The sequence below is a fragment of the Deltaproteobacteria bacterium genome, from assembly GCA_022340465.1.
Taxonomy (GTDB): domain Bacteria; phylum Desulfobacterota; class Desulfobacteria; order Desulfobacterales; family B30-G6; genus JAJDNW01.
In genome coordinates this window covers 1-13215 of record JAJDNW010000117.1, presented here as the reverse complement: position 1 = coordinate 13215, position 13215 = coordinate 1, and the positions used below count along the sequence as shown (strand labels likewise).

The window sequence follows — 13215 nt, the reverse complement described above, 5'->3', positions numbered from 1 at the left end:
TGCGTTCGGTTTGCATTGGTTCATCAACCTCGAGGTTGCAACGTTGAGGTCAACATAGCTCAATTGGTAGGTTCGAGGAAACATTTTTTCACCATCACGAATGAAAATAGCGATTCACCCCGCACTCCCGGAAGAAGCCACAGTGCTGACGGAAATCGCCTTTGTGTTGACGCACAAGCAACTTTTTGGCATATTCAACGATCGCAAAACCAAATGTCTATCTTTCCGCTGATCTGTAGGGCGGCCCGGGTACCGGGAGGGGGCTGATGGAACTGCGCCGCAAGCTGCTACGGGCTTGTCTGTATGTGGATTACGGCCTTCGTCGTTTCACGGGCGGTGGGTCCTTCGGGCCGCGGCGGGCCGTGCCGGTAACCGAAAACCCGCCGGGGGTCACCGCCGGCACCCTGCAGGAGGCCCTCTGGCGCCACTATGTCAAGCAGTTCAACGAGGCCGCCTGTTCGGTGGCTTCGGTGGCTACGGTGATCAACGCCCTGCGGGAAGTAGGCGGCAGCGACTCGCGGCCCGTGCGGCAGACAGAAATTCTGGACCGGGTGACTGCCTGCCACTGGAAGGCGCGCATGGGCCCCGGAGGGCACAACGGGCGCCGCGGCCTGCCACTGGCGCTGCTGGGCGAAGTGGTGCGCGGTGCTCTTGCGGCCTACGACATTCGGACCGCCGAAGTCGAGACGGTTGCAGCCCCACGCCGGCCCGGGCCGGCCCAAAGCGTACGTCGGCGTCTGCGTCGGCGATTGCACGGTTTTCAGACCGCCGGCAGCGGGCTGATCATCGTCCACTTCGACCAGGGGGTCTTCCTGCCCGCCCTCAACATCCCCCACATCTCACCGGTGGGCGCCTTCGATCCGCACAGCGGACAGGTCACCGTGCTGGACGTGGATGCCGAAGTGGCCCATCCCTACCGCATCGACTTCGATACCTTCTACCGCGGCATGGCGAGCAACTACCATCACATCTTGCGCCCCTTTGGCTACACCGGGGGCGGGTATGTTTACATCCGCCTGTAATCATCTGTGTAAAATTTCTTCGATTTCAGGCGGTATATGAGATAAGGAACAGGCGGTCTATTTTTTTTGACAATGGCATCGTAATGCGGATGTAGCGAAATCTCAAGAATGGTCGGTTCGTTGATCTTTAGAGATAGGCATTGGTTGTGAAAATTTCTATTGATTTCTTGGGCTACAAGGCATTGATGAAAAAGCGGTTACCCCTACGCTAAGGATCCTGGTGCACTCGGAATGAATCACATCTCACTCCTTTCTCTGGCCATCGCTTTCTCGAGCGGTGTGGCGATGACCATGAAGATCGCAAATGCGAGAAAGCTCAATTTCGGTCAGTTTCTGGCCACAAACTATCTGGTGTGCAGTGTGGGGGTGATAGGCTGGGGTGCCTGGCGAACCCTGGCATTCAATTCAGCTTTCATCTGGTTCCTGGGGGTCTTCGTTGGAATCATGTACGTGCTTTGCCTATGGCTCTTTAATCGAGCCATCGAAGTCGGCGGACTCGCACTGTCCACAACACTGATGCGGCTATCGGCGGCACTTCCCACACTGGGGTCCCTGATGATCTTCGCCGAAAAGGTATCCCCTTTCCAGATTTTGGGTATCGTGCTGGCAATCATGTGCCTGCCCTTGGCAAATAAGGAACCGTTGCATCTCAATCAAGCCTGGCGGGGGATGATCTGGGGATTGCTGCTGTTCGCAGCGTACGGCCTGACCGACTTCGCCTTCAAGGTGCAGGCTGAACTGGAACCGGCCGCCGATCCTAACGCGTTCATTGCCACTATCTTTGGTACGGCATTGTTCCTGACCTTGCCTAATTTTTTCAAGGGTTCCACTCCAAGCCGGCAATGCCTCCTCTGGGGATCCGTGCTCGGCACAACCAACGTCCTGGCCACCTATTTTTGGGTCCGTGCTCTGGAGCACATTCCGGGTTCCGTCGCCTATCCAACCTTGGGCCTGGGGGTAATTGCCGTCACCACCTTGGCCAGCCTGGTGATCTGGCGAGAGAGGCTTTACCCGGCCAACTGGGCATTCCTGGCGCTGGCGAGTGTGGCCGTGTTGTTGATCAACATAGGGTGATACGCCTTATAATGGAAAACAGCAGGCATTCAATACGGAGCGATCCATGGAGATTATGAAGAATCTTTTTTCGGATGTTTTGAAAGCCGGTGTGGTGCGGTAATCCGCTACTGGTCGAGGCCGGGTGAATTTTCTGCATCTCGTGCAGTCAATCCACTAAAAGGTTCATGCTTGCGGCGGACCACAGGGCGACCACGCGCTGCCCTTCGGCCATTTTCATCTTGGGGCCGCTCCACCCTCTCGTCATGTAAACGGTAAGGTTGATATCCGCGTCGTCGATTTTCACCGACATTTCGCTGAAGTCACCGAGGTAGAAGACCTCTTTAATGGTTCCCGGCAGCGAAACGTCCGTCGCACTGCAGGCGGCGGGTGTATCGGCGCCTTCGGGTGAAAGGTCGATGAGTTCCGGGTGGACGGAGAAGCCGGTGATCTGATCGGCCGGAATGTCGTTGGATTCCGGGAGGGCCACCTGCAATCCCACGTCGGACTTGAACGTCAACATGCCGTCACGTGCCCCGACAACCCTGCCGGAGAATATGTTGGAAGCCCCCATAAAAGATGCCACGAACCGCGTATGGGGCGTTTCGTAAATTTCGTCGGGTGTCCCGATTTGCAGCAGCTTGCCTTTTTTCATGACGGCAATGCGGTCGGAGAGGCTGAGGGCCTCTTTTTGGTCATGGGTGACGTTCAGAAAGGTGGTCCCCACCTCACGCTGGATGCGTTTGAGCTCGACCTGCATCTCCTTGCGCAATTTTCTATCCAGGGCCGCCAGGGGTTCGTCCAAAAGCAGAACCGTGGGCTCCAGGACAAGCGATCTGGCTAGAGCGACGCGCTGCATCTGCCCGCCGCTGAGCTGATGGGGAAAACGGTCTTCCATCCCTCCAAGGTTGACCAGATTGATTTTATTTTGAACGCGTTGCTTTATTTCGGGTTTTGGTATTTTTCGCTCCACCAGGCCGAACCCGATGTTGTCGAAGACGGTCATGTGCGGGAACAATGCATGGCTCTGGAAAACGGTGCTGCAGTCCCGTTTATAGGGCGGCAGATCGTTGACCAGCTTCCCGCCGATCAGCACGTCCCCCTGATCCTGATTTTCCAGACCGGCCACGATTCTCAGCAGGGTGGATTTGCCGCAGCCGCTGGGTCCCAGAAACGAAAAAATTTCACCCTCCTCTATTTCCAAACTGATGTGATCCACGGCGGTAACACCTGGAAATTGTTTGACCACATCCTTTAATTCGAGACAAATATCCGACTGGTTTGCGTTGCTGTCGGCATTTAAACCGCTCATCTTCAATTTGTTCCTTTCCTTGTGTGGTTGCCTGTATGCATTCTCTGGATCAAATGCACCAGAAAAAGGCCAAGCATGGTAGTGGTGACAAAGAGGGTCCCGATGGTGTTGATGACCGGTGTCGAACCGAAGCGTAGCTGCGAGAAGACATATATGGGCAGTGTCGTACTGCCGACACCTGCCACGAAATAGGTGATGACGAAATCGTCGAATGACCAGGGAAAGATCAGCATGGCCGATGCCATAATGGCCGGCAGAAGCTGGGGTCCCGTAACCCGGAGAAATGTTCTGGCCGGTGTGGCCCCCAGGTCGAGCGCGGCCTCCTCCCATGACCAGTCAAACCGCTGCATCCTGCCCAGGATGATGAACACCGCCAGGGGCGAGCAGAACACGATATGGGCGATGATGATGCTGGGGTATCCCAGGGGGATGTGAACCAGTCGGGTGAAGAAAACCAGCAGGGCGCTGCCGGTGACCACCGAAGGGAACACGATGGGGAGCAGAATGGATGTTCTCAAAAATTGCTTACCTTTGAAATCGAGCTTGTAGAGGCCGTAGGCCGTGATGGTCCCGATCAGGGTCGAGACGACCACGGTCACACCGGCAACGATCAGGCTGCGCATGAGGGCATCCCGGACCTGGTCGTTGGAGATGAGTTTGGCATACCATTTCAAGGTAAAACCTTCCCAGGAGGAGCCGTACTTGTTGTTCGAGAAAGAGTAGACAATCACAAGAATCATTGGCGACCAGAGAAAGATCAGGGTCAATATACTCAGTACCCACAGGATTTTCGATGCGATTCTCTTCTTTTTCATAGGGCCTTCTCCAGGGCTTCCCTGCCGCCCCATTTAATGATGAGGTAGAGGATCAGGACCAGGGTGGCTGCCAGCATGATCGCCAGGCTGGAGCCCTGGGGGATATTGCCCACGGCCGTGAATTTGTGGGCTACCAGGGACCCGGCCATCATGATTTTGGATCCCCCGAATATGTGCGGCACCAGCCATTCGCCGACGGTGGGGATGAATACGAGTATGGATCCGGCCAGAAGCCCTCCGCGGGTCAACGGCAGGGTGACCCGGAAAAATCGGCGAAAGGGCGTTGCGCCGAGATCGGCGGCTGCCTCCAGAACCGAAGGGTCCAGACCTTCCAGGGCTGCATAGATAGGCAGGATCATGAAGGGCAGCCAGGCGAACACCAAAGCCATGGTTACGGCGAAGTTGGTGTACAAAATCTGGATCGGATCGGAGATCAGGCCGATATCCATTAAAAACGTGTTGATGGTCCCCTTGGTTCCCACCAGCGTTTTGAGCGCATACAAACGGATGAGGTAGGAGGACCACGAAGGAACAATGATCAGAAATATCCACAACGTTTTCCATTTTCCGCCGAAGCGGGTGATGTAGTAGGCGATGGGATATCCGAACAGGATGCAAAGGAGGTTCGTCTGAAAGGCCAGGTAGACCGATTTCAGGAAAACCTTGCCGTATCCACCACCCCAAATGGCGACGATGTTCTCGAGAGTGAATTGGTAGACAATCTGGCCGTAGGGTCCTGATTTCAAAAAACTGAAGAACAGGATAATGGCCAAGGGGGCGAAGACAAAAACACCGACGATAATGATGATAGGGCTTAAGTAGGCGCTGATTTCCAAGGCCAGTTTGCGTTTTTCCCTTTTGGTGGCCTGGGCCCTCGAAGCGGCTGCGTCATCCAACGCTTGCATATAGAACTCCACGGTTGAGCTCAGTTCATAAGTTATTGTGCGGTTTGCTTCGAATGAACGAGCAAAGCGTTTTACGAATAAGTGTTTCGTTATTCGCTTTTAGGCATAACGAATTTATTGAGATAACATGAAAACGGGGGATGACGCTCTCTCAGCCGGCATCCCCGCGTCGTAATCATGCGATGGCAGCGGTTATTTCTTGATATCTTCCCAGATCTTGTCACGCAGTTCTTTGCCTTTGCCCTCAACCAGGCGGCGGTCAAAGGTGTCGCACTTGCGCTGGTAAGCCTTGTCGATGATAAAGCCTGGCCAGGCCTTCATTTCATCGGACATGAATTCCATGGTGTGCTTGTGAACCGGCGGGTATCCGATCGTTCCCACCAGCAGCACATTGACCTCGGTGCGGAAAATATAGTTGATGAAGAGATGGGCCGCTGCGGTGTGCTTGGATCCCCTGGGAATAAAACCGGTGTTGCCGGCATAGTAGGTGCCCTCCTTGGGCATGACGCCCTTGATTTCCGGTTTGTCGCGCGCGAGCCACCAGCTGTCTCCAATCCACAGATGGGAGATCCATACGTCTTCATCCTTGAGCAGGCGGCTGGGCCAGGAGTCGTAGGCGGCCAGCAGTGGTTTTTGTGCCATTAAAAGCGCTTTGGCTTCCATGAGCTCGCTTTCGACATCGCTGTTCCAGGAGTAACCCAAATATTTCAAAGCCGCCCCGATGGATTCCTGGGCATTGTCGATCATGGTGATTTTGCCCTTGTATTTTTCACCCTTGAACAGGAGTCCCCAAGAGCCCAACAGCGGATCGTTTGGATCGACGTATTTGGAATTGTAAGTGTAGGTGGTGTAGAAAATGGAGTCCGCAAACTGGAATTTATTGCCCGGGTCAAAAGACAACGTCTTGTATTCGTCTTTCAGGTAGGCGCTCATGTTGGGGAGCCACGCATGGGTCAGTCCCTTGAGCAGGCCCATCTCGTGCAGCCGCACGGCGTCGGACGGACCGGCCCCCAGAACGAGATCATACGGGGCATTGGGATTGAGTTTAAGTTTGGTGACCATCTCTTCGGTGTCGGCGTAGTGGTCGCGGATGACCTTGACGCCGAATTCCTTGGTAAAGTTTTCGAAGAGCTCGTCGGGCCACCACTCGGCCCAGTCGTAGATGAATAGTTCGCTGCCCTCCTTGCGCACCTGGTCCATGCACGATTTGGGCACCGGATAATCCTTGTACTTGCCGGCGGCAAAAGCGTTGGAAAGTATACCCAGCATGAACACCAGGCTGAGCAGGAGTATCAGACTGCCTTTAATGATCGTTACCCTCTTCATATGTTCCCTCTCCTTTCTGCCGGCAGGCTTGCATACACCCTGCCGAAGCGAATAGATGTGATTTTATGGCCGATGGTGCGGCCGACAAATGTGTGGCAGATAGTTGATCTCACCTCCTTCATGACCACGGGTGAACAGTGCTTGTCATCAGTTAAGAGCGGAAGTGGGTCCGCAGTGGGTCCGCGAATTGATTCTGGGAATGATTTCACGAACGCACTGATTAATCAAGCTTTTTATTGCCGCCGCCTTGCCCGGACCGGATGCATTCGCAAGGAAACAGGCATCAGCAGAGCACCTCCTTGACGGCCTCGTCGAACGCCTGAATGGTCCTGTCTGCGTCTTCGTCGGTGTGGGACGCCGAGATGAACCACGGTTCGTGGACGCCCGAGTCCGGCATGACGCCTTTTTCAAACAGCTTCCAGATGATCTCAGCGTAGGCCTCATGGTTGCTGGCGGCCACGTCGCGGTAGTCGAAGACACCGGGCTCCTCGGTCAATACGATGGCAGGCATGGACGGCGGCCCCTGCACGAAGCCGGCGACGCCGCGATCGCTGAGCACCTGGTTGAAGCCGTTCATCAAACGGGTGCCGTGGGCATCGACTTTGTCCAGGGCACCGGCTTCCAGTTCGTCCAACGTTGCACAGGCGGCGGATGTGGCCACCACGTTGCCGGCGTATGTACCGCCGTGCGGTATTTTCAGGAAGCCGATGTCGCCCATGATCTCTTTTTTCCCGCCGATGGCTGCGATGGGAAAGCCGTTGCCCAGCGCCTTGGCGTAGGTGGCCAGGTCGGCACGGATGCCGAAATATTCCTGGGCACCGCCTTTGGCAATGCGGAAGCCGGTTTTGACTTCGTCGAAAATCAGGACGATGCCGTACTCGTCGCACAGGCTGCGTACGAATTCGAGGAAGCCTTTTTTGGGCATTACCGAGGCGCAGTTGCCCATGATGGGTTCCATAATGATGCAGGAGATTTCCCCCCAGCAGGCCTTGACCTTCTTTTCCAGCAGTTCCTCGTCGTTGAAGGGAACCACATGAACCAGGTCGCCGAGATTCTGAGGCATGCCGGAACCCTGGGGAACCTTAATCGGAGCACGGCGGTAGCCCACCGATGACAGCGGCGGGAATGTGCTCCACAAAACGGCGTCGTGAAAACCGTGATAGTGTCCTTCGAACTTGAGAATCTTGTCCCTGCCGGTGTAGGCTCTGGCGATCCGGATGGCGTGCATGGTGGCTTCGGTGCCCGAGTTGGCATAACGCACAAGATCCACACCGGTCATTTGTTTGATCTTTTCGGCGGCTTTGATTTCATATTCATGGGTCATCGCGTATATGTTGCCGATGGACATGGCCTCCTTCACCTTTTCCAGCACCGCCGGATAGCCGTGGCCCAGAATGACCGGACCGAACCCGAGGCGGTAGTCGATGTAACGTTTGTCGTCCTGGTCCCAAATATAGGCGCCTTCGCCTTTCTTTAACACCAGAGATTTGTCGTCCCCCCAGTAGCGGTAGTTGGAATTCACACCGGATGGCATACACGCGAGTGCCCGTTGGAACATTTCCCTTGATTTCTTTCCACTTAGCATAAGTTCCTCCTTACAATGCCTTTTCGGCAACCTTGATGATTTGTTCGAGTTCTTTTTGACTGGATGTATCCAGCGGTTTGGGTACATGGTTGTCCAGTATCCATTTAATTTTTTGCCGTGCGGCGGCTGCCGTGTCGGCGAATTTCCCCTCACCGGGCAGCCACTGGTGCCGGATGCCCGGATTCCAGAGGCCCCGAAGGTTTTTGAGGGTGCCGGCCGTGTCCAGAAAGTGTCCGCCGGGCCCGACGCGGCCGATCTCTTCCACATTAAGGGTTTCGGGATCGACGGGAATGCCATGGAACATGCTGCGGACGGATTGGATGACATCGTCGTCCAGAATCAGTTTTTCGGGGTGAAGAAGCGTGTAGGTTTCCATCATCCCCACACAGGGGAGCAGGTCCGGCGCCGTGGCATAGATATAAAAGGCATCCACAGCGTCTTCCTTGGCGACCTGCCAGCAGAACGGGTCCCGCAGGTCGCTGCCGCCAAAGGAGGACATGACCGGCAGGCCGTAGTAGTGGCCGAGTTGGGTGGTGGCGGCATAAAAGGGGTACCGGCAGCGGGTGGCGACCACGCAATCACCGGTATAGGGGTTCATCATCCCCGAAAAAAGCGGATAGGTGACGGGCGCTCCCGGGAAGGCCAGCTGCATCAGGCATATGGCACTCAGAATCTCCGCATTTCCCAGGACCAGGGTGCCGGCGATGGAAGCCGGCCCCGTGGAGCCCATGACCGGCATGGCGGCAAAACCCACTGGCAATCCGGCTTCGGCAAACAGCAAGGCCGCCTCCAGGGCTTCGGCGTCGTTGTTCAGGGGAGATATGGGGCTGATGATGGCGGAAAGCGGCGGCCGGCGTCGCATCTGTTCGGTGCTGCCGGCTACGGCCCGGGCCATTTCCACCGCCGCGCAGGCGTTGGCCCTGCCGACGCAGCTGGCGGTCAGAACGTGCTTTTCCGTATTCAGAAAAGAGGCTTGCATTTCGTGCAGCGGCAGGAGTTCCTGGGGGGTGTCCAGGGGGGCCACCATGGGCCAGTAAAAGCCGATGGAGGGCAGGTAATCCGCCACGCGGGCCATCATGGCCGTGTCCTCCTTGGTGGAAGGACGCGCAGCGCCTGATCCCGGGTCGACGGTGGCCGTACCGGTCCCGCCCGTTCCGCAGTAGGATCGGCTGCCGTCCAGCATCAGGTCCAGGGACGCCTCCCCGCGTGAGCCCAGGCGGATATTCCGCGGCGCCCTGGAGAGCGCCTCCATCATGAGGTCCGGCGGAATTTTGACCGTCTGTTTATTTTCGTCGACATCCGCGCCGGCATCGGCAAAGATTGCCAGGGCCGCCGGCAAAGGAAACCGGACGCCGGTTTTCGCCAGCACCTCCTGGGTGGCAAGGTGCAGCTGTTCGAGCGCTTCCTGCCGCATGATGTTGATCCGCATTTCCTTGTCGACGATAACGGGTTCGACGGAGGTCATTGAGCGTATCCTATTTTTAGTTCCATTCGGCTTTCTTTCTTTGCCCTTGTGGTTATTTATTCAGGACTCCGATTTTTGCCTTGAAATGGTTGACGGAATTGATTTCGATATCCAGCAGTTCGGCAATCTTCCACTTGGCGGCAATGCCCTTGGCGCTGCCGGACACCGAAGTGATGATGCCGATATCCAGGTCTTCCCTGACCTCGCGCATGATCTCCTCGTCGGTCAGGGCGATCAGTTCGACCCCCAGTTTGTCCGCCACGTAGGCTTTGGCCTGATCTATTTTCATTCTGTGGGTCATCTGCATCCAGGCCACCAGATCTCCGGCAGTCCGGATGCCGCCCATGGCTGAAGCCATTACGTGTGCGGTGGGCATTCCGAATATGTCGCCGGTGCCCACCTACAAGCCGTCAGCCTTGCCGATCTGCACCAGGGACTTGGAGGCTCTGGTAACGGCATCCAGAGGGGGAACTTCGAACATGGGTACGCCGCAGACGCCCATGCCCACATTGGGGTGGACCGGGATGTCGGCCACGGCCACAGTTTCCTTGACGAAGGTAACGGCGCGAGCGAGATTCCAGGGGATCGATTCGCTGGTATTGACATTGATGGCCGGCCCGAAAATGTCGGCGCCGGCTTTTTCCACCACCTTGACCTGCTCGTGGGGGTACAGGCCGGCCAATCGCCGCCCGTCATAGGTCATCTCTCCGTGCATGCCCATGACGAACTCAGAGGACATGCCCACTTCGATGGCCATGTTCGGTGCCGACTTTTTCAGCGTGGCCACCGCCTCCAGGGTGGCTTTGAAATCGGCGTCCCCTGCTGACGCCGCAGTGTCGAAATTGAGGCCTTCACAGCCCACGGCATTCATCTGTTTGCCGATGTAAACCAGGTCCTCGCACAGGTGCTCCATGGCAATTTCCTGGGCTTCGAGGGCGGCTGTTATCTTTCCCTGGGGAAGCAGTTCGGCCGGGTTGGGGTGGGGACCGTCGGGCTGAAAATAGAGGCCCATGTTGGGTTGCGAACCGTAAAAAAACGGTGCCGTGGTCACCTGGGAAGCGTTGTAGTACTCCTGGGTTTCGTAGTTGATGATGGGCTTGACCTGTTTGAAGCTGTAGTCGGTGTGCCCGATGGATATGGTGTCGGCGGCACAGGCCCTTTCGTAGGCCAGCAGCGACTGGGTCCGGCTCATGGGGAGACCCTGGCCGCTGTTTTCCTGGTCGGCATAGAAAAGCATGCTCACGGCATCGTCGGTGATGATCACTTCCTCTCCCGGTTCGACGCCGACCACCCTGGCCGGATCGGCGATGATGTCGAACAGCCGCTCGCATTCCTCTGCGGTCAGCGCGGGTATGTTGGCCCTTTCGGCTGCATCCTGGGTCCCCCGCAGGATGTCCTCTTTGATTTCTTCAGGGGTGAGCCACACCCTTTCCCCGTCACCCATTCGGCACATGATTTTTTTCGACATGGACAGTCTCCTCGCTATCGAACGCAGACATATTCCCAACCGCAAAGACACAAAGGACACGAAGAAAAAATATAATTATAATCTCTGTGATCTTTGTGCCTTTGTGCTTTCAAGCCGTTTATTTTTCCGCCTTTTTAACGATTCGCTTCAATTCTTTCACCATTTCTTCCGGCAGCGGCTCCGGCCGGTGGGTCTCCAGGAGATCGACAGCCTTCCGATTGGCCGTTTGCCGCAGGCTCCGGCCCCCATCCGCAAGCCAGTCTTCCCGGACACGACGGTCGATGATGGTGGCCTGAATCTGCTCGGTCGCCAGGTGGTCCATGACGTGACGTTCCGCTAGAAAATGACCGCCGATGCCGATCTCCTTGATCAGCTCGACGCCCATCAGTTCGTCGTCAAAGCCCACGCCGCGGACGACCCGCTTGACCATGGCGGCGATTTCATCGTCGATGACCAGTTGGCCGAAGCTGAAGGTCATGCCCATCTCGAGCATTCCCGGTCCGTATATCAGGTTGGCTCCGGCCAGGGCAGGGAGAAGCGCGCTGAGTGTCTTCTCGTGGCCTGCCTGGGCATCCGGTATCTTGGCGTCAGCCTACCCGCCGGCAACGTAACTGGGCAGCCCGTAGTAGTTGGCCAGGTCCGCGGCCGCGGCACTGATCATGGCCATTTCCGGGACGCCCACTACGGCGGTGCCATAGCGCATGTCAAAAGTCGTGGAGGAGCTGCCGTAAATGACCGGTGCTCCCGGGTTGGTCAGCTGGGCCAGGATGATGCCTGCCAGCACCTCCGCATTGTGGGTAACCAGCGCGCCGGAAACCGATATGGGGCTGGTGGCGCCGGCCATCACCATGCTGAGCACGTTGATGGGGATCCAGTTTTTTGCCGAAACCACGATGACATCGGCGGCCTCTTCGATCAGTTGCAAAGGGCTTGTGGGGCAGGCGCTCATGGAAAAAATGGGCCTTCGTTTCAGGGCATCCCTGCCGCCGGCGACAACTTTTGCCATTTCAATCATGGTTGTCATGCGCGGGCCGTCCTGGGCTTCGCAGGCATAGTGTTTGGTGCAGTTCATCAGGACGGCTTCGAACATGTGGAGGTCGTGAGAGGATGCCGGCTTGTCCCTGGCTTCCACCGGCGACGAGAGCACGTCCATGTGCTCGAGGGCGTCGGTGATGCGGGCGATGCGGGCCACATCCTGCTTGGTGGAATCCCTTATTTCCCCGGTTTCCAGGTCTTCGACCTGAACCCCGGTGCCGAAGGTGGTGAAGCCCACCTCACGGCCCCCCATCATGAAATCTTTTTCAGGATCCCTCCCGGCGAGCAGGATCTGGCTGGGGCACAAGGCCAGGGTTTGCTTGACGATGTGCTCGGGGAACCGCACGACGCCTGTTTTCCGGTTGACCCAGCATCCCCCCCGGTCAAGGATACCCAGGGCTTCCGGGGAATCGACCCGCACGCCGGTGGATAGCAGAACATCCAGTGTGGCGGCGTGGATTTTGTCCAGGGCGTCCGGCGTAAGCGTTTTCAGCCCCCACCCCGTGTTCATGCATGTTCCGGCTGTCGGACCTCTTTTCATTGGGTGCGCCTCCTTCAAATTGGATTTGAATTATCATTTTGGATTGGAAAAATATAAACTATAATTATTGCGAATGTCAATAAATTACTGCGAATATGATTAAACATTTAGTGTGAAATGTGCGAAATAGAATAACGATTTACGAATAATTAATTGACGCCCCGGGCGGGCTATGGTAGTTTTGTTCCACTTTTATACCATGAACGGCGTCGCGGAGGGAGACATGGCGAATCAGAACAAAGATGTCGATTATGAAATCACCCGCCTTTTGCAGCAAAACGGTCGCATTCCCAACACGGAAATCGCCAAACAACTGAACGTCTCCGAGGCCACGGTGCGCAACCGTCTGCAGAAGTTGATCAAGGAGAAACAGATGCAGGTGGTGGCCATTGTCAACCCGCAGAAAACCAAATCCGGCATCCTCGGCAATGTGAAGATCAAGGCCGAAAACAACAGAATGGAACAGGTCGGAAAGGCCCTGGAGAGTTTGGATGGCCTCTGGTATATCGCCCAACTCAGCGGCGCCACCGATTACGACACCGAATTTTTTGTCAACACGCAGAAGGAATTTGGAACGCTTATCGACAAGATCAATAAGATCGACGGCGTCTTAAAAGTCGAGACCTCCATAACGGTGAGGTATCTGAAAAACAACTGGCGTTTCGGCATCCCAGGAACCTGAACGGTT

Annotated in this window: 9 protein-coding genes and 2 pseudogenes; 3 read left to right on the top strand and 8 right to left on the bottom strand. The window is 56.3% G+C overall.

Annotation, left to right across the window (positions count from 1 at the left end; translation table 11 throughout):
- Positions 1-362 precede the first annotated feature (362 nt).
- Positions 363-1022: a phytochelatin synthase gene (locus LJE94_16315; protein MCG6911667.1), complete on the top strand. Its 660-nt coding sequence runs from the start codon at positions 363-365 to the stop codon at positions 1020-1022.
- Between the two features lie 231 nt (positions 1023-1253).
- The gene (locus tag LJE94_16310; GenBank protein ID MCG6911666.1) at positions 1254-2096 is read left to right on the top strand and encodes an EamA family transporter; all 843 of its coding nucleotides are present in this window, start codon (positions 1254-1256) and stop codon (positions 2094-2096) included.
- 148 nt (positions 2097-2244) lie between these two features.
- Here LJE94_16310 and LJE94_16305 read toward each other — a convergent pair whose 3' ends face one another.
- The 8 genes and pseudogenes from LJE94_16305 to LJE94_16270 all read right to left on the bottom strand — a co-directional run bounded on the left by LJE94_16305 (position 2245) and on the right by LJE94_16270 (position 12497).
- Positions 2245-3387, bottom strand: a complete 1143-nt coding sequence (locus tag LJE94_16305) for an ABC transporter ATP-binding protein (protein MCG6911665.1) — start codon at positions 3385-3387, stop codon at positions 2245-2247.
- 2 nt (positions 3388-3389) lie between these two features.
- Entirely contained in the window at positions 3390-4202 is an 813-nt protein-coding gene (locus tag LJE94_16300) for an ABC transporter permease (protein ID MCG6911664.1), read from the bottom strand.
- A complete protein-coding gene (locus tag LJE94_16295) occupies positions 4199-5107 on the bottom strand; it encodes an ABC transporter permease (protein MCG6911663.1) in 909 nt (302 codons plus the stop codon). The genes LJE94_16300 and LJE94_16295 overlap by 4 nt, the downstream gene beginning before the upstream one ends.
- Before the next feature lie 192 nt (positions 5108-5299).
- Positions 5300-6433 carry a spermidine/putrescine ABC transporter substrate-binding protein gene (locus tag LJE94_16290; protein MCG6911662.1) on the bottom strand — a complete coding sequence of 378 codons (1134 nt, stop codon included), beginning with the start codon at positions 6431-6433 and terminating at the stop codon, positions 5300-5302.
- Between the two features lie 283 nt (positions 6434-6716).
- The gene (locus LJE94_16285) at positions 6717-8018 is read right to left on the bottom strand and encodes an aspartate aminotransferase family protein (GenBank protein MCG6911661.1); all 1302 of its coding nucleotides are present in this window, start codon (positions 8016-8018) and stop codon (positions 6717-6719) included.
- A gap of 10 nt (positions 8019-8028) precedes the next feature.
- A complete protein-coding gene (locus LJE94_16280; GenBank protein MCG6911660.1) occupies positions 8029-9492 on the bottom strand; it encodes a trimethylamine methyltransferase family protein in 1464 nt (487 codons plus the stop codon).
- Positions 9493-9535: 43 nt separating this feature from the next.
- Positions 9536-10951, bottom strand: a pseudogene (gene mtbB / locus LJE94_16275) ([dimethylamine--corrinoid protein] Co-methyltransferase).
- A gap of 118 nt (positions 10952-11069) precedes the next feature.
- Positions 11070-12497: pseudogene (locus LJE94_16270) on the bottom strand (trimethylamine methyltransferase family protein).
- Positions 12498-12750: 253 nt separating this feature from the next.
- Here LJE94_16270 and LJE94_16265 point away from each other — a divergent pair.
- The gene (locus LJE94_16265; GenBank protein ID MCG6911659.1) at positions 12751-13209 is read left to right on the top strand and encodes an Lrp/AsnC family transcriptional regulator; all 459 of its coding nucleotides are present in this window, start codon (positions 12751-12753) and stop codon (positions 13207-13209) included.
- Positions 13210-13215: the final 6 nt, after the last annotated feature.